The organism is Pseudonocardia kongjuensis (genome assembly GCF_039526905.1).
GTDB lineage: Bacteria > Actinomycetota > Actinomycetes > Mycobacteriales > Pseudonocardiaceae > Pseudonocardia > Pseudonocardia kongjuensis.
In genome coordinates, this window is record NZ_BAAAJK010000027.1 from 1 (window position 1) to 21,374 (window position 21,374).

At 74.2% G+C, this 21,374-nt stretch carries 17 protein-coding genes, 2 pseudogenes and 1 riboswitch; of the genes and pseudogenes, 5 read left to right on the plus strand and 14 right to left on the minus strand.

Going from position 1 to position 21,374, the window contains the following annotated elements; translation table 11 throughout:
- Together ABD160_RS21305 and ABD160_RS21310 are read right to left on the minus strand one after the other, a co-directional pair.
- Nucleotides 1-733: pseudogene (locus tag ABD160_RS21305) on the minus strand (hypothetical protein); the annotation flags it as partial.
- A complete protein-coding gene (locus tag ABD160_RS21310) occupies nucleotides 730-1,764 on the minus strand; it encodes a hypothetical protein (protein ID WP_344025190.1) in 1,035 nt (344 codons plus the stop codon). The pseudogene ABD160_RS21305 and the gene ABD160_RS21310, both read right to left, overlap by 4 nt.
- A 115-nt stretch (nucleotides 1,765-1,879) precedes the next feature.
- Here ABD160_RS21310 and ABD160_RS21315 point away from each other — a divergent pair, with 115 nt between their 5' ends.
- Nucleotides 1,880-3,244: an MFS transporter gene (locus ABD160_RS21315; protein ID WP_344025193.1), complete on the plus strand. Its 1,365-nt coding sequence runs from the start codon at nucleotides 1,880-1,882 to the stop codon at nucleotides 3,242-3,244.
- A 56-nt stretch (nucleotides 3,245-3,300) separates the two neighbouring features.
- On the opposite strand, the gene ABD160_RS21320 is transcribed toward ABD160_RS21315, so the two are convergent.
- On the minus strand, nucleotides 3,301-3,939 hold the full coding sequence (locus tag ABD160_RS21320) for a TetR/AcrR family transcriptional regulator (RefSeq protein ID WP_344025195.1): 639 nt from the start codon (nucleotides 3,937-3,939) through the stop codon (nucleotides 3,301-3,303).
- A gap of 246 nt (nucleotides 3,940-4,185) precedes the next feature.
- Between ABD160_RS21320 and ABD160_RS21325 the strand changes: the two genes are divergently transcribed.
- Nucleotides 4,186-5,256 carry an alpha/beta hydrolase fold domain-containing protein gene (locus ABD160_RS21325; RefSeq protein ID WP_344025197.1) on the plus strand — a complete coding sequence of 357 codons (1,071 nt, stop codon included), beginning with the start codon at nucleotides 4,186-4,188 and terminating at the stop codon, nucleotides 5,254-5,256.
- A 143-nt stretch (nucleotides 5,257-5,399) separates the two neighbouring features.
- Here the strand turns inward: ABD160_RS21325 and fmdA are convergent, their stop codons facing one another.
- Genes fmdA through ABD160_RS21340 form a run of 3 tightly spaced genes read right to left on the minus strand, consistent with a single transcriptional unit; the run spans nucleotide 5,400 to nucleotide 8,083 of the window.
- Entirely contained in the window at nucleotides 5,400-6,647 is a 1,248-nt protein-coding gene (gene fmdA / locus ABD160_RS21330; RefSeq protein WP_344025199.1) for a formamidase, read from the minus strand.
- Nucleotides 6,648-6,680: 33 nt separating this feature from the next.
- The gene (locus ABD160_RS21335; RefSeq protein ID WP_344025201.1) at nucleotides 6,681-6,965 is read right to left on the minus strand and encodes an FmdB family zinc ribbon protein; all 285 of its coding nucleotides are present in this window, start codon (nucleotides 6,963-6,965) and stop codon (nucleotides 6,681-6,683) included.
- A 53-nt stretch (nucleotides 6,966-7,018) separates the two neighbouring features.
- Nucleotides 7,019-8,083: a substrate-binding domain-containing protein gene (locus ABD160_RS21340; RefSeq protein ID WP_344025203.1), complete on the minus strand. Its 1,065-nt coding sequence runs from the start codon at nucleotides 8,081-8,083 to the stop codon at nucleotides 7,019-7,021.
- Nucleotides 8,084-8,170: 87 nt separating this feature from the next.
- Between ABD160_RS21340 and ABD160_RS21345 the strand changes: the two genes are divergently transcribed.
- The gene (locus ABD160_RS21345) at nucleotides 8,171-8,596 is read left to right on the plus strand and encodes a MarR family transcriptional regulator (protein ID WP_344025205.1); all 426 of its coding nucleotides are present in this window, start codon (nucleotides 8,171-8,173) and stop codon (nucleotides 8,594-8,596) included.
- A gap of 13 nt (nucleotides 8,597-8,609) precedes the next feature.
- Here ABD160_RS21345 and ABD160_RS21350 read toward each other — a convergent pair whose 3' ends face one another.
- Genes ABD160_RS21350 through ABD160_RS21360 form a run of 3 tightly spaced genes read right to left on the minus strand, consistent with a single transcriptional unit; the run spans nucleotide 8,610 to nucleotide 11,363 of the window.
- Nucleotides 8,610-9,623, minus strand: coding sequence for an ABC transporter substrate-binding protein (locus tag ABD160_RS21350; protein ID WP_344025207.1), 1,014 nt, complete (start codon nucleotides 9,621-9,623; stop codon nucleotides 8,610-8,612).
- The gene (locus ABD160_RS21355) at nucleotides 9,620-10,453 is read right to left on the minus strand and encodes an ABC transporter ATP-binding protein (protein WP_344025209.1); all 834 of its coding nucleotides are present in this window, start codon (nucleotides 10,451-10,453) and stop codon (nucleotides 9,620-9,622) included. Before ABD160_RS21355 ends, ABD160_RS21350 begins: the two co-directional genes overlap by 4 nt.
- A gap of 49 nt (nucleotides 10,454-10,502) precedes the next feature.
- Nucleotides 10,503-11,363, minus strand: a complete 861-nt coding sequence (locus ABD160_RS21360; RefSeq protein WP_344025211.1) for an ABC transporter permease — start codon at nucleotides 11,361-11,363, stop codon at nucleotides 10,503-10,505.
- 136 nt (nucleotides 11,364-11,499) lie between these two features.
- Between ABD160_RS21360 and ABD160_RS21365 the strand changes: the two genes are divergently transcribed.
- A complete protein-coding gene (locus tag ABD160_RS21365; RefSeq protein WP_344025213.1) occupies nucleotides 11,500-11,808 on the plus strand; it encodes an ATP-binding cassette domain-containing protein in 309 nt (102 codons plus the stop codon).
- Here the strand turns inward: ABD160_RS21365 and ABD160_RS21370 are convergent.
- From ABD160_RS21370 to ABD160_RS21380, 3 genes are read right to left on the minus strand one after another with little or no spacing between them, the layout of a single operon-like run.
- Nucleotides 11,795-13,147 (minus strand): TRAP transporter large permease, encoded by a 1,353-nt coding sequence (locus ABD160_RS21370; protein ID WP_344025215.1) that lies wholly within the window; start codon nucleotides 13,145-13,147, stop codon nucleotides 11,795-11,797. The genes ABD160_RS21365 and ABD160_RS21370 overlap by 14 nt on opposite strands.
- Complete coding sequence (locus ABD160_RS21375) at nucleotides 13,144-13,668, minus strand: TRAP transporter small permease (RefSeq protein WP_344025217.1); 525 nt, start codon at nucleotides 13,666-13,668, stop codon at nucleotides 13,144-13,146. Before ABD160_RS21375 ends, ABD160_RS21370 begins: the two co-directional genes overlap by 4 nt.
- Complete coding sequence (locus tag ABD160_RS21380; RefSeq protein WP_344025219.1) at nucleotides 13,665-14,663, minus strand: DctP family TRAP transporter solute-binding subunit; 999 nt, start codon at nucleotides 14,661-14,663, stop codon at nucleotides 13,665-13,667. Before ABD160_RS21380 ends, ABD160_RS21375 begins: the two co-directional genes overlap by 4 nt.
- Nucleotides 14,664-14,849: 186 nt before the next feature.
- Here ABD160_RS21380 and ABD160_RS21385 point away from each other — a divergent pair.
- Nucleotides 14,850-15,644 (plus strand): annotated as a pseudogene (locus tag ABD160_RS21385) (IclR family transcriptional regulator); the annotation flags it as partial.
- A 116-nt stretch (nucleotides 15,645-15,760) separates the two neighbouring features.
- On the opposite strand, the gene cobN reads toward ABD160_RS21385, so the two are convergent.
- Nucleotides 15,761-19,435 (minus strand): cobaltochelatase subunit CobN, encoded by a 3,675-nt coding sequence (gene cobN / locus ABD160_RS21390; RefSeq protein ID WP_344025221.1) that lies wholly within the window; start codon nucleotides 19,433-19,435, stop codon nucleotides 15,761-15,763.
- Nucleotides 19,436-19,509: 74 nt separating this feature from the next.
- Nucleotides 19,510-19,655, minus strand: a riboswitch (cobalamin riboswitch).
- A 60-nt stretch (nucleotides 19,656-19,715) separates the two neighbouring features.
- The gene (locus ABD160_RS21395; protein WP_344025223.1) at nucleotides 19,716-21,302 is read right to left on the minus strand and encodes a PucR family transcriptional regulator ligand-binding domain-containing protein; all 1,587 of its coding nucleotides are present in this window, start codon (nucleotides 21,300-21,302) and stop codon (nucleotides 19,716-19,718) included.
- Nucleotides 21,303-21,374 lie beyond the last annotated feature (72 nt).

The following is a 21,374-nucleotide window of genomic DNA, read 5'->3' on the forward strand; positions in this document are numbered from 1 at the left end:
CGCCCGGGTCGTCCGGGTGGCCGGCGGGGCCGACCGGATCGGCGGGGCCCCGCTGTGGTCCGCCGTCCGGCCCGGCCGGTCGGCCGGGCTGCGCCGCGCCGGTGTCGTACGGCGCGCCGCCCGGGCCGGGCGTGACGGGAGGTCCGGGATCCCCCGGGGCCGGGGGTGCGCCCTGCGGGGCCGGCGGGCCGGCGCCGCGGACCGGGGCGCCGGCGGAGGCATCGGCCGCGGGGACACCCGCGGGGCCGGCCGCGGCCGCGGCGACGCCCTCCGGGCCCGCGGTGTGCGGGGGTGCCCCGGCGCCGCTGCCCGGCGGGGCCGGGTGCTCGGCGTGCCGTCCGCGCGGCGCCTCGCCCGGCCACGGATCCGTCCCGGGTGGGAGATCCGCACCGCCCGAACGCGGCTCCGCGCCCGGCGGGAGATCCGCACCCCGGCCCCGCGGGTCGATGCCGGGTGGCGGGCCGGCGCCGGGGCTCCGGGGGTCCGTGCCCGGCGGCGGGGGCTCCTGGGCCGGGTCGCCCGCCGGGGGCCCGCCGGGTTCGCCGGGGACCGGCTCGCGCAGTGGGTCGCCCGGACCGGCCACGCCCGCGTCGCGCTGCGCGGTGACGGCGGCGTCGGTGCCGTCCCAGTCGGCGTCGCGCTCGTCGTCGCTGCGGCCGACGATCCGCTCCTTGATCTCCCCGGCCAGCCTGGCCGCGCGGCTCTCGGGCCGGTGTCCGGAACGGTCGCTCATGCGCTCGTCTCCCGTCGTGTGTCGTGTCCGGTCTGCGGCTGCTGCGGCGGAGGTCCGGCGGGGTCGCGCTGCGGGGCGCGCGGGTCGACCGGGATGCCCTGCGGGTCGGTCCGGCCGGTGCGCGGATCAGCCTGGGCCGTGCGGGGGTCGATCCGGCCGTTGCGGAGATCGGGTCCGGCGGCGCGGGGATCGGGCTGCACTGCCCGCGGGTCCCCCTGCGCGACCCGCGGATCGGCCTGCGCAGCTCGCGGATCCCCCTGCACACCATGCGGATCGGGCTGCGCAGCTCGCGGGTCGGCCTGCGCTGCCCGTGGGTCGGCCTGCGCTGCCCCCGGCCCCGCCGGCGCCGCTGTCCCGGCCACCGTCGCGCCGGTCCCGGCCGCCGGCGCGGCGCTCCCCCGGGCGGCGGCGTCGCCGGGCCCCCCGGCCGTGTCGCCGGGCCCCCGGGCGGCGGCCCCGGCCCCCTGGGCACCCCGGTCGCGCTCGTCGCCGGTGTCGTCGAGCAGCGCGTCGACCAGCGCCCGGTAGCTCGTCACGGCCTGCCGCAGGTCCTCGGTACCGGCCCGCCCCGCGGCGTGCTCACGGGAGATCCCGCGCGCCTCCCGGTAACGCTGGGTCAGCACCGGGTAGGCGACGGACAGGTCATCGGCCTGCTGGTCGAAGTCCTCGACCGGATAGCCACGGGCGGACATCACCTCGGCGACCAGGCGGTCGGCCTCCCGGACCGCGCTCGCCGGGTCGTCGACGAAGCCCTGCTGCACCTGGGTCCAGCGGCCGCGGTAGCCCGCGCGTTCCTGCGGGTCGAGATCGCGCAGCCGCAGCGAGCGGTGCCGCCTGCGCCGCTCCGCGAGGTCCTTCTCGGCGTCCCGCGGGTCGTCGGCGCCGCGCACCGCGCGGTCGTACTCGGGACCGAACTGCTCGCGCAGCGCGGCCGATCGGCGTCGGCGCGCCGCCGCGAGCGCGGCGGCCACGATCGCCACGAGGACGATCACCACCACGGCCACGATGATGATCGTTGTGATGTCGGTCATATCGGTCTGTACCCGTTCGTGCGGCACGAAAACACGCCTGGCCTGCCCGTGATCACGGATCGTGAACACGGAACCCGCTTGACCTGCACCGGGGTGCAGGTCGCAGGCTGGACGCGTGGTGGAGACCGTCCCGGGACGTGGCGCAGGGAACGAGCCGGGTGTCTGGTCATCCGGGCGGGCCCCGACCACCGTCGGCATCCTGCTGCTGATCAGCCTCACCGCCTTCGAGGCGATGGGGGTCGGCACCGCGATGCCGGCCATCGTGGACGACCTCGGCGGGCTCGCGCTCTACGCCTGGCCGTTCGTCGCGTTCCTGGCCGCGGCGGTCTTCGGGACGGCCTTCGGCGGCCGCTGGTGCGACGCCCGCGGGCCGCGGGCCCCGCTCGTCGTCGCACCGACGGTGTTCGGGATCGGCCTGCTCGTCGCCGGCTCGGCGACGACGGCCGCCGAGCTGCTCACCGGCCGGGTGCTGCAGGGCCTCGGCGCCGGCGTGCAGGGCGTCGCGGTGTACGTGCTGGTCGCCGCGGTCTACCCGAGCCGGCAGCGGCCCGCGGTGTTCGGGCTCATCTCGTCGGCGTGGGTGCTGCCCTCGCTCGCCGGCCCGCCGCTGGCGGCGGTCGTCACCGAACGGTTCTCCTGGCACTGGGTGTTCCTCGGGCTGCTCCCGGTCGTCGGCCTCGCCCTCGTCCTGATCATGCCCGCCGTGCGGGGGCTCGGTCCGCCGCGCGAGCGCACGACCGGCGGCGGCACCGGGCTGGTGATCGCCGCGCTCGGCGCCGCACTCGGGGTGGCCGGGCTCAGCTGGGCGCTGGAGAACCTCGACGCCCGCGGCGCGGTGGTCGGCGCGGTCGCGGTGCTCGCGCTCGTCCCCTCGCTGCGCAGGCTGCTGCCCGGCGGGGTCGTCGCGGCACGGCCGGGCATCGCCTCGGTGGTCGCGGCCCGCGGCCTGGTGGCGGGGGCGTTCTTCACGGTGGTGTCGTTCCTGCCGCTGATCCTCACCGCGACGCACGGATGGTCACTGACCGCGGCCGGCGTCCCGCTGATCGTCGCGTCACTGGGGTGGTCGGCGGCCGCCGCCTGGCAGGCCCGCCATCCCGACAGGGACCGGTCGGTGATGTTGCGCGCCGGCTTCGCGACGATCGCCGTCGGCCAGCTCGGGCTGCTGCCGGTCGCCGCGGGATGGCTGCCCGGCTGGCTCGCGATCGGGTTCTGGGGGCTGGCCGGGCTCGGGATGGGCGTCGCGTTCTCCGCGATCGCGTTCCTGACCCTCGCCCACTCGACGGCGACCGACGTCGGATCGCACTCGTCGGCGGCGCAGCTGCTGGACCAGCTGGCGACGGCGGCGTTCGTCGGGCTCGGCGGGGCGCTGCTGGCGATGCTCACCTCGCCCGCCGTCGCGATGCCGGTGCTGCTCGCGGTGGTGGCGGTGCTGGCGCTGACCGGCGCGGCGACGGCGCCGCGCACCCGGCTGCCGGCCTGACCGGCCGAGGTGGGCGAGCCGGTCCGACCGGTCCGCGGGCGGGCCCCGGCGGCCGGTCAGCGCAGCAGCGCCCGCAGGACCCGCGCGTTGCGCTCCGGATCGGGCTCGCCGCCGGTGATCGCCGGCGTGTGCACGAACGACTCGGCGATCCGCACGGTGGCGTAGGCGAGCTCGGCCGGTTCGAGGTCGATGGTCACCCGGCCGGTCTCGACGTCGTGGGTCAGCATCGTGGTGACCAGCCCGATCAGCCGGCTCTGGAACTCGCTCGCCTCCCGGGTGAGCAGCCGGGCGAGCAGCTCGCCCTCGTCGGCCTGCATCCGCCGGAACCCCGGGTGCAGCAGCACGTCGGCCGCCCACCGGCTGAGCGTCTCGGCGGTCAGGCTGTGCGTGGGCCCCTCGTCCCGCACGGTGTCCCACACGGCGGCGAGCGCGCGGTCGGCGGTGAGCCACAGCACCTCGACCAGCAGCTGGTCCCGCGTCCCGACCCAGCGGTGCAGCGTCACCCGGCTGATCCCGAGCTCCTTGGCGAGCGCCTGGATGTCGATCCGGCGGCCCGCGCGGAACCACCGGAGCGCGACCGTCAGCGCGTCCAGCGGGGTCGCCCTGGTGCGCACCGGGACGGCACGCAGCTGCCGCTGCAGCGGGGTCACCGCCGCGGAGCCCGCGCGGGCCGCCGCGCCCCGGTCACCGGTCACCGCTCCTCCGCTCCCCGCCCGGGACGTACCCACGCACCCGACATCGGATGCAACGCGATACCCCGACTGTATCGGACAGGTTTCGCCCGGCTCCGTCCTGCCACGCAGGATATTCGCAGTTCAGGAGCGCTGCATGCCCGAGTCGCGTTCGCCCGAACGGCATTCTTGTGTGACACACGTCGTGCTCTGTAGCTTTTCGGGGGTGCACGTCAGAGGTGCGCGACCGCGCTCAACGAGGAGCAGGACATGACCGACACGACGACCCACCGGCCGGTCGGCCGGCTGGGGGACCCCGCACTCAGCCTGGCGGACGATCCGCGCGCCGATCCCCGGATGATCGCCGTCCTCGGCGCCTTCGGCGTGACCGGGCACGCCGACGACGCGCCGATGGACCGCACCGCGGGCCGCGAGGCACTGCTCGCGTTCGTCGCGGCCGTCGAGGAGGGCTTCGAGGGCTTCTTCACCGCGCTGGCCGAGCCGTGGGCTCCGGTGCCGGGGATCGTGCGGGAGACCCGCGAGCCGGCCCCCGGCGTCACCCTGCACGTGCACCGCCCGGAGGGCGCCGACGGCCCGCTGCCGGTGGTGTACCAGATCCACGGCGGCGGGATGGTCATGCTCGGCGCGACCGGGCAGGCGTACGTGCACTGGCGCGACGAGCTCGCGGCGGCCGGGGCGGTCGTCGTCGGCGTCGAGTACCGCAACGGCGGCGGCCGGCTCGGCGCGCATCCCTTCCCGGCCGGGCTCGACGACTGCGCCACCGGGCTCCGCTGGGTGCTCGACCACCTCGACGAGCTGGGCGGGACGCACGTCGTGGTCACCGGGGACTCCGGCGGGGCGAACCTCGCGCTCGCGGTCGCGATCCGGGCCCGGCGGGAGGGCTGGAGCGACCGGATCGCCGGCATCCACGCGCTGTGCCCGTACGTGCTCGGCACCTGGGACCGGGCCCCCGAGCACCTGCACTCGCTGCGCGAGAACGACCGGTACTGGCTCAACCGGCAGCTCTTCCCGCTGCTCGCCGAGGTCTACGACCCGGGAGCGGGCAACGTCGACGATCCCACCTGCTGGCCGGCCCGGGCAGCCGTCGACGACCTGCGCGGCCTGCCGCCGCACCTCATCTCGTGTGCGGAGCTCGATCCGCTGCGCGACGAGGGCATCGCCTACCACCGGCTGCTCCTGCAGGCCGGTGTGCCGTCGGTCGGGAAGGTCGACCTGGGGCTCTGCCACGTCGGGCAGATCCTGTTCCGGGACGCGATGCCCGACGTGTACGCCGCCGCGGTGCGCGAGGTGGTCGGGTTCGCGGAGTCGGTGCGCCCCTGACGCCGGGCCCGTCCCTGCACGGGCGGTGCGCTCGTGCAGGGACGGGACGGGATCAGATGCCGGCCGGGCTCGCCGGGGGCTCGGCGGCGGCACCGAGCGCGGCGGGCGTCACCGTCGTCCAGCGGCGTCCCGGCCGAACGGGGTCACGAGGACACCGCGCAGCTCCCCCGGTCCTTCCACACCGGTCCGGACGCGGACGGGCGGATGTCGTCGTCGAAGATCGCGGTGGGCAGGTAGAGCGAGCAGCAGGCGTTCGGGATGTCGACGACGCCCGAGACCCGGCCCTCGATCGGTGCCGACCCGAGCAGCAGGTAGGCCTGCGGACCCGAGTAGCCGAACTTCTCCAGGTAGGTGACGGCGTTGAGGCAGGCGTTGCGGTAGGCGACGGTGGCGTCGTTGTAGAGGTTGGTGTCGGTGGTGTGGTCGACGCCGATCCCGATGAAGGTGACGAACTCGGAGTAGCGCGGTTCGACGTTGCCGGGCATCAGGATCGGGTTGGTGGTGACGCCGTAGGTCTCCATCCCGCCCTTGATCAGGTCGACGTGGAAGTCGATGAACCCGCCCATCTCGATCGCGCCGCAGAAGGTGATCTCGCCGTCGCCCTGGGAGAAGTGCAGGTCACCGCCGGAGAACAGGGCGCCCGGCACGTGCACCGGGTAGAAGACGCGGCTGCCGCGGGTGAAGTTCTTGATGTCGTGGTTGCCGCCGTTCTCCCGGGGCGGCACGGTGCGGGCACCGTCCCGGCCGATCCCGGCGAGCGCGTCGCCGGTCGCGGTGCCGCCGAGCACCTCCTCGTCCAGCGGCGGGAGGGCGAGCGCGGGCACCCGGTCCGGGTCGGTGGCGATCAGCGCGCGTTCCCGGGCGTTCCAGCGGGCCAGCAGCTCGGGCGACGGCGCGGTGCCGAACAGTCCGGGATGGGTGATCCCGGTGTAGGAGACGCCGGGGATGTGCCGGGAGGTCGCCTTCTGGCCGGAGAAGTCCCAGATCGCCTTGTACGCGTCGGGGAAGGTGTCGGTGAGGAACCCGCCGCCGTTCTGCTTGGAGAAGATGCCGGTGTAGCCCCAGCCCTGACCGGGTGCGGGACCGGTCTCCTGCGGCACCGGACCGAGATCGAGGATGTCGACGACGAGCAGGTCGCCCGGCTCGGCGCCCTCCACCGCGATCGGGCCGGAGAGCATGTGGGCGCCGCGCAGGTCGACGTCGCGGACGTCGTTCGCGGAGTCGTTGTTGCCGATCTGGCCGTCGGTCCACTCCCGGCACTCGACGCGGATCGAGGTGTCCGGGCGGACGGTGACGGCCGGCGGGATGTCGGGATGCCAGCGGTTGTGGCCGGGGACCGCCTGGTCGCGCATGGACCTGGCCTGGTCGACGGTGAACACGACGTCGGGCACGGTGGCCTCCTGGAGCTCGGTGGGGTGCGGGGATCAGGGCCGGGGCAGCCGGGCGTGCCGCGGGTCCCGGGTGACGGGCGTGGCGCGCCGGGAGCGGCCCGGCACCGACGAGACGACCTGCGGCGCGCCGGCGCTGGCGCCCGAGGCGTCCAGCGCGCGGCGCAGGCCGGGATCGACGCCGCGCAGCGCGGGCGCCCCGAAGATCCGCGACGAGCGCGATCCGCAGTCCGGGCACTGCGCCTCCCGGCCGGCCGCGGACATCGGCCGGACCTGGTCGAACTCGCCGCAGACGGGGCAGCGATGGGTGTAGGTGGGCACGGACACCTCCAAAGTACTGTCATATGAAAATATCTCCACTGACAGTATGGGTGTCAAGCCAGGCGGGCCAGAACGTCGAACGACAGGCCGTCGGCCCGGGCCAGGTAGACGTCCTGCCGCAGGTGCCCGCCGCGCAGCGAGACCGCACCCCGGGGACCGTCGAAGCCGGTGTCCTCGGCGACCGCGAGCAGCGCCGCGGGCTCCACCGATCCCGCCCGGCCGGCCAGCCTGCCGAGCAGCGTGATCGCCTCGAAGCAGGACTCGGCGAGCGCGCCCGGCACCGGGGCGTGCACGCCGAACCGGGCGGCGTAGCGGGCCGAGAAGTCCAGCGACGACGCGGTCGCCAGCGTCTCGAAGTAGCCGGCCGCCGCGTACAGCTCGCGGGTGGCCTCGGCGCCGGTCGCGAGCAGCATGTTCTCCTCCATCAGCGGGGAGAGCCGGACCCGGTGGCGGTCGGCGCCGGACGCCGCGAAGGCACGGTTGAACCGGACCGCGTCCGAGCCGACCAGGAACATCAGCACGCCCTGCGCGCCGGAGCGCTGCACCCGGGTGACGACGGGGCCGAAGTCGTCGGTGCCGAGCGGGACGAACACCTCGTCGAGCACCCGGACGTCCGGGCTGGTCCGCACGAAGCGGCGCACCGCGCGGGCCGAGCCGCGCGGCCACACGTAGTCGTTGCCGACCACGCACCAGGTCCGCACGCCCAGCTCCGCCGACATCCAGCGCAGCGCGGGCAGTACCTGGGTCTCCGGTGTCTCACCGGTCAGGAACACCCCCGGCGTCGTCTCGCCGCCCTCGTAGAGCGGGGCGTAGACGTAGGGCACCCGGCCGGCCACGGCCGGGGCGAGTGCCTGCCGGACCGCGGAGATGTGCCAGCCGCTGACCGCGGCCACCCGGCCCGCGTCGAGCAGGTCCCGGACGGCCGCGGCGACCTCGGACGGCGGCCGGCCGCCGTCCACCGGCAGCAGCCGGACCTCGCGGCCGAGGACCCCGCCCGCGTCGTTCAGCTCGGCGGCGGCCAGGTCACCGCACGCCTCGCAGGCCGGGCCGAGGATCCCGGCCGGGCCGCTGCGGGGCACGACGAAGGCGACGTCGAGCACTGCGGGGGCCGTGGACACGTCACCTCCCGGTCAGTTGAAGGTGACAGTGTTTACGATGACAGCGATCTCGTCACTACCCCGAACGCGCCAGCCCGGAGGATGCCCGTGCCCGCCGCCGAACCCCGCACCGGCGCCCCGGCCGCCGCGGCCGTGCTCGGCCGCGCCGCGCACCGGGTCGAGCGGCGGATCGAGGAGGCCGTCCGGCCACCGGACGGGCCGGGCCTGGACGGCTGGCGGGTGCTCGATCTGCTCGCCGACGGCGCGGGGCACCCGATGTCGGACATCGCGGTCCACGCGATGGTCCCGGCGCCGACCCTGACGAAGATCATCGACCGGATGGTGGACCGGGCACTGGTGTACCGCCGGCCGGACGACGCCGACCGCAGGCGGGTGCTGGTGTTCGGCACCGACCGCGGCCGGGAGCTGCACGCGGCGTTGCAGCCGGGCGTCGCGCGGGTGGAACGGGAGATCCTGGACGCGTTCGGCGCCGACGCCGGGACGGTGCTGGCGGCACTGTCCCGGCTCGGCTGACGGTCGGGGCGGGCTACCCGTCGGCGGCGGGCCGGTCCGGCGCCGCCGGAACGCCCTGCTGCGTGTTCTCGGCCCGGAGCAGATCGAAGTCGTACGCCGTCGCGAGATCGGGCGTCGCTCCCGAGCCGTCCGTCGGTGCGATCGAGTTCTCCAGCGCCTCGGCCGAGGCCAGGCCGTCCGGGCTGACGATGCGGACCATGGTCGGCAGGGCCTCCAGCACGACGTCCTCCTCCGTCCCGGTCGCCTCCGAGATGATCCGTGCGGACTCCTCCGGTTCGGCCGCCATGTGCTCCAGCGCCCGCCGGGTCGCCCGGATCATCGCGGCGATCTGCTCCGGGTCCTCCGCGAGCTTGATGTCCGAGACCCCCAGACCGGTGAACGGGATGAGCAGCTCGTCGGTCGTGTCGTAGAGCCGGGTCAGCCCGCGCCGCTCGGCGATGATGTCGTCGGGCAGGGTCAGCGGGGTCGCCGCCACCTGGTCCGTCTGGATCGCGGTGATCCGGCCCGCCGGGCCGCCGCCGCCGAGCTGGATGATCTCGACGTCGGTCTCCGGATCGAGCCCGGAGGCGCGCAGTGCGTGGCGGAGCGCGACGTCGGTCGAGCTCCCGAAGCCGGACACCCCGACGGCCTGGCCGCGCAGGGCCGCCATGTCCTGGAAGCGGCTGTTCCCCATGATGACGAAGGGGGTGCGGTCGAACCACACCATGGCGACCTTCACCGGCACCCCGGTCGCCGCCTGGCGGGCGACCGAACCGATCGTCGCCACGTAGTCGATCTGGTCGCTGGCGAGGCCGGCGACGGCGACGTCCGGCTTCAGCGTCTGGATGTCGACGGCGAGGCCCTCGTCGGCGAAGTAGCCCATCCCGTCCGCGACGTAGAGCGGGGCGAACGACAGACCGGGATCGGCCTGGGCGACCGTGACGGTCTCGGTCCCGTCCGCGCCGGCACCACCGCCGCACGCGCCCAGCAGGAGCGCGGCGACGACCGTGACACCGGCCGCCAGCACCCGTACGGACCTGCGCTTCATGATGTCCTGCCTCCGTCCGGACCGGTCGGGGCGGCGGCCAGCGGCTCGCGCTCCTCGTGCCGGTCGATGTACGACTTGATCTCGTCGACGAGATCGACGTACCGCGGGTCCCGTTGGAGCGCGTCGGCCGACCGCGGCCGCTCGAAGGGAATGCGGACGTCGTGCTTCACATGGCTGGCCGGCCCCCGGGAGAGCACCAGCACCCGGTCGGCGAGCAGCACCGCCTCCTCGATCTGGTGCGTCACGAAGATCGTCGTCTTGTGCGTCTCCTCCCAGATCCGCAGCAGCTCGGCCTGCATCACCTCCCTGGTCTGGGCGTCCAGGGCGGCGAACGGCTCGTCCAGCAGCAGCAGCTCGGGATCGGCGGCGAGCGCGCGCGCCAGGTTGACCCGTTGCTGCATGCCTCCGGACAGCTCGCGCGGATAGTGGCTCTCCCGGCCCGCCAGGCCGACCAGCTCGATCAGCGGGAGGCACCGTCGCCGGATCTCGTCACGACGGATCTTCCGGAGCTCCAGGCCGTAGCCGACGTTCCCCAGGACCGTCCGCCAGGGCAGCAGCGCCGGGGACTGGAACACCATCGCCCGGTCGTGTCCGGGGCCCCGCAGCTCCCGGCCGGCGAGCCGCAGGCTGCCGCCCGCGATCGGGAGCAGCCCGGCCACCGAGCGCAGCAGCGTCGACTTGCCGCAACCGCTGGGTCCCACGACGCAGATGAACTCGTCGGCACCGATCCGGAAGCTGACGTCGTCGACGGCGCGATAGCGCCGGTGCGATCCCGCCCTCCGGTACTCGATGGAGACGTGCTCGGCCACCAGCACGTCGGAATCGGTCATCGCACTCATCACCACACCCTGTTCCTGAGCAGTTCTGCCTGGTCCTGGTTCAGCCGCGCAGCGAGGGTCGCCAGCGCTCGGCGCGGCGCTCCAGCAGCCGCAGCAACTGCGAGAAGGCGATTCCGAAGAGACCCAGGATGATGGTCCCGAGGAACACCCGGTCGGTCTGGAACGCCGCGCTGGACTGGGCGATCATGTGTCCGATCCCGGCGCGCGAGGAGAACAGCTCCCCCACCGCGACGCCGATCAGCCCGAGACCGACCGCGACCCGGATGCCCGCCAGGATCGACGGCGTCGCGCTAGGCAGCACCACCGTCCGGAACAGGCCGAGACCGGTGGCGGTGAACGAACGCGCCATGTCCAGCAGGTCCCGGTCGACCGACCGGACACCGGTGGTGGTGTTGATGATGATCGGGAAGACCGCCATCACGAAGATGAGCGCGACCTTCGACGAGACCCCGATCCCGAACCAGATGATGAACAGCGGGATGAACGCGATCCGCGGGAGCGAGTACAGGAAGCTGGTGAGCGGGTCGAGCAGCTGGAACAGCCAGTCGTACCAGCCCATGAGCAGCCCGACCGTCAGGCCGACCGCGATGGCGAGGCCCAGCCCGCCGAACAGCCCGGCTGCGCTGACCGCGAGGTCCTCGGCGAACTGGGCGGTCGGCAGGTAGTCCGCCGCAGCGGCCAGCACGCCCAGCGGCGAGCTGGTGAACAGGGGATTGACCAGACCGGTCGACGCGGCCAGCTGCCAGGCCCCGAACAACAGGACGAATCCGCCCACCCCGAGCAGCGCCCGGGAGCGCTCGGCCACCGTCCGGCCGACACCACCACGCCGCTCGACGGGTGGGTCCGACGCCGGGTCACGCCCGGCTCCGCCCTCGGGTTCGATCCGATGATCGACCGTCACATCCGCCTCCTCGACCACGGTGTCCACGAGTGCTTTCGTTATGCGAATTACATTCGCATCGCACAGTAGGTCGCCCTTACCGCGCGGTCAAGGCCGTTCCCCCCTGCCGCCGCAGCCGCGCACCGACCCGGTCCGGATGCACCGCGGCAGCGGGCTGCTCGGCCGGGTGCGGCTCGACGGGTACGGCGACCACCTGCCCGGACGGTGGTCCGGCGGCATGCGCAAGCGGGTCGCGGTGGCCCGGGTGCTCGCCGCAGATCCGGACCAGTTCCTGATGGACGAGCCGTTCGGCCCGCTGGACGCGCTCACCCGGCGTGCTGTGGGCGATCCGCGGCGGTGCGCTTCACCGAGCCGTTCCGCGAGCTGCCTGCCCGACGCGGTCTCGGGCACCGTCGGCACCCGGGGCGTCGCCACGAGCCCCGCCGCGAAACCTAGAACCCCATGAGGTCCGGCAGCCAGTTCGACAGCACCGGCAGGTAGGTGACGGCCAGCAGCACCACCAGCCCGGCGAGGAAGAACGGCCGGATCCCGCGGAACGCCTCGTTCAGCGAGGTCCGGGCGATCCCGGCAGCGACGAACAGGTTCACCCCCACCGGCGGGGTGATCAGCCCCAGCGCGAGGCCGACGGCCATCATCACACCGATGGTCGTCGGGTCCACGCCGACGGCGAGCAGGACCGGCGCCACGATCGGCACCAGCAGGTACAACGCCGAGATGGCGTCGACGAACGCGCCGACGAGCAGCAGCAGGACGACCACCAGCAGCAGGATGAGGGCCGGGTTCCCGGTGACGCCGAGCAGCGCGTCGGCGAGCGTCGCCGCGATCCCGTTCACGGTGACGACGTAGGCGAACACCGACGCCATCCCGACGATCAGCATGATCACCGCGGACTGTGCGGCCGCGGTGACCAGGACCCGGAAGAGCATCGACGGGCGGAGCTCGCGGTAGACGAGCAGGCCGATCAGCAGCGCGCAGAACGCGGCGACCACGGCCGACTCGGTGGGCGTCACGATCCCGCCGTAGATGCCTCCCAGGATGATCACCGGGAGCAGCAGCCCCGGCAGCGCCCCCAGGAAGGCGCGGCCGAACCCGGTCCACGACGTCCCGGCGGCGAGCGGCGCGGGGTCCGCGCCGGCACCGGCGGGCGGTGGTGCGCCGGCGGTCACCGGCTCCCGGACCGGGGCGGTGCGCGGCAGGAACAGACAGGCCACCATCAGGGCGGCCGCCAGCAGGATCCCGGGCACGATCCCGGCCACGAACAACCGGGCGATCGACACCCCGGCGAAGTCGCTGACCACGACCGCGAACACGATGAACACCACGCTCGGCGGGATCACCAGCCCCATCGAGCCCGAGCTCGCGACCATCGAGGCCGCATGTCGGCGGGTGTAGCCGGCGCGGACCAGCGCGGGGATCAGAATGGTGCCGATCGCGGCGACCGTCGCCGGGCCGGAGCCGGAGATGGCGGAGAAGAAGAACGCGGCGAGCACCACCACCGCGGCCAGTCCGTGCGTGCGCCGGCCGACGCAGGCGCTCGCGAAGTCGATCAGTCGCCGGGAGATCCCGGCGTACTCCATGATCACCCCGGCCAGGATGAAGAACGGGATCGCCAGCAGCGTCTCCGACGACACCGACGCGGTGAACACGCTCGGCAGCACCGCGAGATCGGCCGGCCCGCCCGAGGCGAGCAGGCCGACCGCTGCGGCGAGACCGAGCGCGAACGCAACCGGGACACCGAGCAGCAGCAGCGCGAAGAACGATCCGAACAACACCAGTGCGATCACCGGCCCACCCCCGTCAGCCGGTCGGACGCCGAGCCCTCGGTCCGCAGGGCGGTGCGCGCGGCCTGGACGGTGCGCACGATCCCGAGCGTCGCCCCGACCGGGACCGCGAGGGTGAACAGCCACTGCGGTACGCCGATCGACGGTGTCGCGCGGCCCCGGTGGTGCTGCGCGAGGGTCATGTCCAGCCCCTGCACGAACAGCACCCCCAGCGTGACGAGGACGGCTCCGGCGACGAGCACCGTGTGCACCTGCCGGGCCCGGCCGCGAGTCCGCTCGGCGAGCGCGGTGAACCCGAGGTGCGCGCCCTCCCGGATGCCGATCACGGCCCCGATCATCACCGTCCAGACCACCAGGTTGACGGTCAGCTCGGTGGTGAAGGCGAGCGAGAGGTTGAAGAAGTAGCGGGTCAGGACGTTGACGAAGGCGATCACCGCGACGATCGCGAAGGGCACCGCGGCGAGCGTGTTCTCCACTGCCGTCAGGACCGACCCGGCCCGCCCACCGGGGTGTGCGGCGCTCATCGGGCGGTGCCCGGGGCGAGCAGCCCGGAGAGCTCGGCGCCCCACACGTGCTGCTCGTAGTGGTCGTGCAGCGGGTCCACCGCCGCCCGGAACCGGTCGATCTCGTCGGGCGCCAGGACCACCGTGTCCATCAGCTCGAGCTGCTCGGCCTGCTGACGGGTCTCGCGCTCACGGTTGAGGGCGATCTGCAGCTCGTTCGTCTCGGCCGCGGCCTCCCGAACGAGATCCTGGTCGCCGGGGTCGAGCCCGTCGAACAGCTCCTTGTTGATGCCCAGGATCAGCGGGTCGTACACGAAGTTCCAGACGGTCAGGTACTGCTGGACCTCGGCGAGCCCGGCCGAGGAGATCACATCGATCGGGTTCTCCTGACCCTCGATGGTGCCCTGCTGCAGGGAGGTGAAGACCTCGGCGAAGTTCATCGTGGTGGGGTTGGCGCCCAGCTCGCGGAAGACGTCGGTGAACAGCCCGATGCCGGGGATCCGGACCTTGATGCCGGCGAGGTCGTCGGGCGTCCGGACCGGCCGCTCGTTGTTGGTGAGCTGTCGGAACCCGCTCTCGCCGAAGCCGAGCAGCTCGATACCGAACTCGGCGGCCATCACCCTGTACGCCTCCTGCGCCGGTCCGTCGAGTCCGGCCTCCGCCTCGGCGTAGCCGGTGTAGCGGAACGGGGCGTTCACGGCACCGAACCGCGGGTCGATCCCGGCGTAGATGATCGTCGAGTTGTAGGACAGATCCTTGGTGCCCGACATCAGCTGCTCGACGCCGGCCGCGGGATCGCCCGCGGAGAGCCGCTCGCCGCTGAACAGGTCGATCCGGATCCGGCCGTCCGTCCGGTCCTCGACGACCTCGGCGAAGTGCTCGGCCGCGGCGTACCAGGACGACGACTCGCCGGGCGTCACCGTCATCCGCCAGGTCGTCGGTTCCGGCTCGGCCGGTGCAGGCGGCGTGCCGCAGGCGGTCAGCGCGACGCAGACGAGCACGGCGAGTGCTGTCACGGACCGCGTCGCAGGTGGTGTCGACGTCATCGTCTACTCCTCGGGCCGCCGTCCACGTCGGACAGGCGGAAGGGCCGCACGGGCCGGACTGATGTCCGAATGCTCCGGAATCACGGACCGCACTGTCAACGATCGGCCGGAATCTCTGTTCCATCATGCGGACCATTGTCATCGGCCGGTCGGTCCATGATCCTGGTGTTCGTGGCCGGTGAAGCGGAGCAGCATCCGTCCTACGACCGGATCGACCTGGCCCGTCGTTCCGCATCCTGGAACGTCGTGCACGCCGCTGATCCCCGGGACGATCCACCCGGCACGCAGAGCGTGCTGCGCGCGCTGACGCTGCTCGACCTGGTGGCGGTGATGGCCAGGGACCGGCCCGGCGGGGTGTCGTTGTCCGAGCTGGTCCGCACCAGTTCGCGCCCCAAACCGAGCGTGCATCGTGCCCTCGCGGCGCTGGTGCACGCCGGCTACGTGGAGCAGGAGCAGCCCTCCGGGCGGTACCGGCTGGGGTTGCAGGCCGCGGTGCTCGGTGAGCTCGCGGACCGTGGCGCCGACCGGCTCGGCGATGCCGCGACCGACTCGCTGATCCGGCTCGCCGAGACGTCCGGGGACACCGCGTTCCTGACCGTCCGGCAGGGCAGCTACGCGCTGTGCACCCGGACCCAGGAAGGCCCCGGGCCGATCCGGAACAGCGCGCTCGCCGTCGGGGACCGGCATCCGCTCGGGATCGGGGCCGGCAGCCTTGCCGTCCTCTCAGCGCTGGACGACGACGAGGTGGCGGCGGTGCTCCGGGCGCATGCCGGCGCCCGGATCCGCTACCCCCGCTACGACGACACGACCCTGCTCCGGCTGGTGGCACGCACCCGCACCGACGGCCACGCGCTCAACGACGGGCTGTACGTGCCCGGCTCGTGGGCGGTCGGCGTCGTGCTGCGCGACCGGTCCGGCCGCCCGGTCGCCGGCCTGAGCATCGCGAGCATCGAGCAGCGGATGGGACCCGCGCCGACGTGCGGAGCTGGCCGACGAGCTGCACCGGTGCGCCCGGGAGATCGAGGACCGGTGAGCGGTGCCGCGGTCGCGGCACCGCCCACGGTCGGCTACTCGCCCTCCAGGTCACCCTCCGACTCCAGGTACGCCTGCCGCAGCGCGTCCAGCGTGGACGCCTCCGGCGACTCCCACAGCCCCCGGTCGACGGCCTCCAGCAGCCGCTCCGCCATCCCGTGCAGCGCCCACGGGTTGGACTCGGTCAGGAACTTGCGGTTGTCCGGATCCAGCACGTACTCCGCGGTCAGCGTCTCGTACTGCCAGTCGGCGATGACGCCGGTGGTGGCGTCCCAGCCGAACAGGTAGTCGACCGTCGCCGCCATCTCGAACGCGCCCTTGTACCCGTGCCTGCGCATCGCGGCGATCCAGCGCGGATTGACCACCCGGGCCCGGAACACCCGGGCGGTCTCCTCGTGCAGGGTGCGGGTGCGGACGGCCTCGGGGCGGGTCGAGTCGCCGACGTAGGCCTCCGGCGAGCTGCCGGTCAGCGCGCGGACGGTGGCGACCATGCCGCCGTGGTACTGGTAGTAGTCGTCGGAGTCGGCGATGTCGTGCTCGCGGGTGTCGATGTTCTTCGCCGCCACCGCGATCCGCCGGTAGGCGTTCTCCATGTCGTCCCGGGCGGGCACGCCGTCCAGGCCGCGGCCGTAGGCGTAGCCGCCCCAGGTGGAGTAGACCTCGGCGAGATCGGCGTCGCCGCGCCAGTCGCGCGAGTCGACCAGCTGCAGCAGCCCGGCGCCGTAGGTGCCCGGCTTGGACCCGAAGATCCGGGTGCGGGCCCGGCGGTCGTCGCCGTGCCGCTCGCGGTCGGCGAGCACGTGCGCGCGGACGAAGTTCTGCTCCGGCGTCTCGTCCAGCTCGGCGACCAGCTTCACCGCGTCGTCGAGCAGGGCCAGGACGTGCGGGAACGCGTCCCGGAAGAACCCGGAGATGCGCACGGTGACGTCGACCCGGGGCCGCCCCAGCTCGTCGAGCCCGATCACCTCGAGATCGCGGACCCGGCGGCTCGCGTCGTCCCACACCGGGCGGACGCCGAGCAGCGCGAACACCTCGGCGACGTCGTCGCCGGAGGTCCGCATCGCGCTGGTCCCCCACACCGACAGGCCGACCGAGCGCGGGTACTCGCCGTGGTCGCTGCGGTAGCGCTCGACCAGGGACTCGGCCATCGCCTGCCCGGTCTCCCAGGCCAGCTTGGACGGGACGGCCTTCGGGTCGACCGAGTAGAAGTTCCGGCCGGTCGGCAGCACGTTCACCAGGCCGCGCAGCGGCGAGCCGGACGGGCCGGCCGGGATGAAGCCGCCGTCCAGGGCGTGCAGCACCCGGTCCAGCTCGTGCGCGGTGGCGTCCAGCCGGGGCACCACCTCGACGGCGGCGAAGCGCAGCACTGCACGCACCGCGCCGTCGTCGACGCCGGGGAGCGCCGCCGCCGCAGCGGGCCGGACGGCCGTACCGGCAGCACCGCCAGTACCGCCAGTACCGCCAGTACCGGCGGTACCGCAGTGCTCGTCGACGATGTCGTCGACCGCTGCCGGATCCCAGTCCCGGGCCTCCATCCCGGCGACCAGCGCGCGGGCGACGGTCTCGACGGCGTCGGTGCGGGCCCCGGTCTCGGAACCGTCCTCGACCAGCCCGAGCGCCTGCCGCAGCCCGGGCACGGACTGCTCGCCGCCCCACATCTGCCGGGCCCGCAGCACGGCGAGCACCAGGTCGATCCGCTGCTCACCGGCCGGGGCGAGGGCGAGCACGTGCAGGCCGTCCCGGATCTGCACGTCCTTGATCTCGCAGAGCCAGCCGTCGACGTGCATCAGCATGTCGTCGAAGACGTCCTCGTCCGGGCGCTCCTCCAGGCCCAGGTCGTGGTGCATCTTCGCGGCCGTCATCAGCGTCCAGATCTGCTGGCGGATGGCGGGCAGCTTCGCCGGGTCGAGCGCGGAGATGTTGGCGTGCTCGTCGAGCAGCTGCTCCAGCCGGGCGATGTCGCCGTAGCTCTCGGCCCGGGCCATCGGCGGGATGAGGTGGTCGACCAGGGTGGCGTGCGCCCGGCGCTTGGCCTGGGTGCCCTCCCCCGGGTCGTTCACCAGGAACGGGTAGATCAGCGGCAGGTCGCCGAGCACGGCGTCGGTGCCGCAGGACGCCGACATGCCCAGCGTCTTGCCCGGCAGCCACTCCAGGTTCCCGTGCTTGCCGATGTGCACGATCGCGTGCGCGCCGAACCCGCCGTCGGACTCCGGCGCCGCCAGCCAGCGGTAGGCGGCCAGGTAGTGGTGCGACGGCGGCAGGTCCGGATCGTGGTAGATCGCGACCGGGTTCTCCCCGAACCCGCGCGGCGGCTGCACGATCAGCGTGACGTTCCCGCTGCGCAGCGCGGCGACGACGATGTGGTCGTCGTGCACGTACAGCTCGCCCGGCGGCTCGCCCCAGTGCTCGACGACGCCGTCGCGGAGGTCCTGCGGAAGCGTGTCGAACCAGCTGCGGTAGGTCGAGGCGGAGATCCGGATCGGGTTCCCGGCGAGCTTCTCCTCGGTGAGCCAGTCCGGGTCCTGCCCGCCGGCCTCGATCAGCGCGTGCATCAGCGCGTCGCCGTCGCCTGCCTCGACGCCCGGGAACCCGCCCGTCTCGTACCCGGCGGCGGCCATCGTGCGCAGCAGCGCGACCGTCGAGGCCGGGGTGTCCAGACCGACCGCGTTCCCGATCCGGGCGTGCTTGGTCGGGTACGCCGACAGCATCAGCACGATCTTCTTCTCGGCGTTCGGGATCCGGCCGAGGTTGGCGTGGTTCACCGCGATCCCGGCGACCCGGGCGGCCCGCTCGTGGTCCGGGACGTAGACGGACAGGCCGTCGTCGTCGGTCTCCTTGAACGAGAACGGGACGGTGATCAGCCGGCCGTCGAACTCGGGGACGGCGACCTGGGTGGCGACGTCGAGCGGGGACAGGCCGTCGTCGTTGGACTCCCAGGTCTCCCGGGACGAGGTCAGGCACAGGCCCTGCAGGATCGGCACGTCGAGCGCGGCGAGCTCGGTGACGTCCCACTCCTCGTCCTCGCCGCCGGCCTGCGCGGACGCCGGCTTGGTGCCGCCCGCGGCGAGCACCGTGACGACCATCGCGTCGGCGCCGCGCAGCGTGTCCAGCAGCCCGGCCGGGGCCTGGCGCAGCGAGGCGCACCAGATCGGCAGCGGTGTCGCGCCCTTCGCGGTGATCGCGTCGCAGAGCGCCTCGACGTACGCGGTGTTCCCGGCCAGGAACTGCGCCCGGTAGAAGAGCACCGCCACGGTGGGTCCGGTCCCGGCGCCGGTGTCGGTGCCGGGGCGGTCCAGCACGCCCCACTCGGGCAGCTCCACCGGCGGCGCGAAGCCCTCACCGGTCAGCAGCACCGTGTCGGACAGGAACGCGTGCAGCTGCCGCAGGTTCTCGGTGCCGCCCTGGGCCAGGTAGGTGTGCGCCTCCGCGGCGACGCCGGCGGGCACGGTGGAGAGCTCCATCATCTCCGCGTCCGGCGCCATCTCACCGCCCAGGCAGACCAGCGGCGTGGACCGGGCCCGCAGCAGGTCCAGGCCCTCCTCGAAGTAGCGGTAGCCGCCGAGCACCCGGACGACGACGATGTCGGCCGCGTCGGCCATCGCGGCCAGCTCGTCGAGCAGCACCCGGTTCGGGTTCGCGAGGCGGTAGTCCGCCCCGCCGGCACGGGCGGAGAGCAGGTCGGTGTCCGAGGTGGACAGGAGCAGGATCACCGGGCGGTCCCGGTGCGGGGCGTGCGGGCGCGCGTCATCGGCGTACCTTCCTCGGGATCCTCGTCCCGGACGGAGGTGGCGCGGCGGATGGGGCCAGTGTCTGGCTGCCCCGGCGGTCCACGAGGGTCCGCCGGGATCACAGTGGCGGGACCGCGCCGGACTCGCACCGGCTTCCTGATCCCACCCGCCGTCTTCGGTTGTCCGATCACCTTCCGCAACGGGCCGGTCCCCCGTCAAGGAACCGTGCACCGCCGTGGCGCTCGGCACCCGGTGCCGCCGGTCACCCGGCACCCTCGGTCCGGTCCCCCCGGCCCGGCCCGCCGACGGCCCGGCCGAGGTCGCGGGCGCGCAGCGCCAGCCACAGCTCGTGCCGGTCCTGCGCGGTGTCCAGCCGCCGCCCGGTGACCTGCTCGGCGGCCGCGATCCGGTTCCGGACGGTGTGCCGGTGCACGCCGAGCGCGGACGCGGCGGCCGCCCAGTGCCCGTTGTGTTCCAGGTGCGCGGCGATCGCCCGCAGCAGCTCCGGGCCCCGCGGGTCGGCGTCCAGCGGGCCGAGCACGGCGTCGGCGAAGGCCCGCAACCGGTCGTGGTCGAGCAGGGCGAGCAGCATCCGGCTGGACGCCACGTCGTCGGCGTGCGCGGGCCGCCCGGTCAGCCGGGCCACCGGGAGCGCGGAGCGGGCCTGCCGCAGCGACACCGCGAGCGCCCCCGGCCGGACGGCGATGCCGATCCCGGCCGGCCGGCGGGCGGCGAGCGCGGCCAGCACCGCCACCAGGTCGACCGACTCGGCGACCGCCAGCTCGACGGTGCCGTCGGCCTCCCCCGGCTCCGGCGCGGTCGTGCGGACCAGCGCGTCGGGCAGCACCGCGGCCAGATCGGCGGCCAGCTCCTCGGGGCGCGGCGCCGCGACCACGGCGGCGCGCAGCCGGGTCTCCGGCAGGCCGGCGGCGGCGAGCCTGCGGCCGGCGCCGTCGTCGTCGACGACGCCGCGGTCCAGCGCGGCCAGCAGCCGGGCCCGGCCGCGGCGGGCGGCGGCGTCCAGGCCGAGCCGGCGTTCCAGCTCCAGCGACAGCAGCGACACCAGGTCGCCGGTGACCTGGTTGGAGTGCGGCCCGGCGGCCGGCCCGTCGATCAGCAGCAACGCCCGGATCCGCCGCGAACCCAGCGGATGGACCTCCCGGCGGCGGCCGTCGGCGACCTCGACGGCGGCGCCCAGCAGGCCCTGCCCGCGCACCTCCCCGATCGTCGTCGCGAGCCCGGCGGCCAGTTCCACGGCCCCCTCGACGGGTGCCGCGGCCAGCACCCGGCCGAGCAGGTCCACCACCACGCCGGTGCGCCCGGTCGCGCCGGCGTGCGCGGCCAGCACCGCCTCGATGCCGCCCGGCGAGACCGCCGCGGCGGTCAGCGCGCGCTGGGTGCGCAGCGCCCACTGCAGCCGGGCCCGCTCGGCCGCGTCCCGGTGCGCGAACACCGCCTTGGTGACGGCGATGAACGGCACCCCGTCGGGCACCGAGAGCAGCGGCAGCCCGGCCCGGCGGGCCGCGGTGACCAGCGCCGGCGGGGTGCTGCGGTGCGGCAGGTCGGAGCCCAGGCCGACGCCGAGCGCGACCACGCCGTGCGCGCGCAGGTGCCGGGCGTAGCGGGTGAGGCCGTCGACGTCGGCGGACAGCAGGAACCCGACGGTCAGCAGCAGCTCGCCGCCCTGCAGCCAGCCGCCCGGCTCGGCCAGCTCGGACACCGCGGCGGCGACCACGATCCGATCGAGATCGCCGTCGTCGATCGACTCCCGGCCCAGCCGCAGCTCCGGGTCGCCGAGCAGCTCACGCAGCGGCACCCCACCGGGCGGGATCGACACCATGGCGAACATGATCTCCGAGGATTCGACGTTCTGTCACTTCTGTCGTCGTCGGGGGAACGAGCACGGTGGGCGGGACCCGGG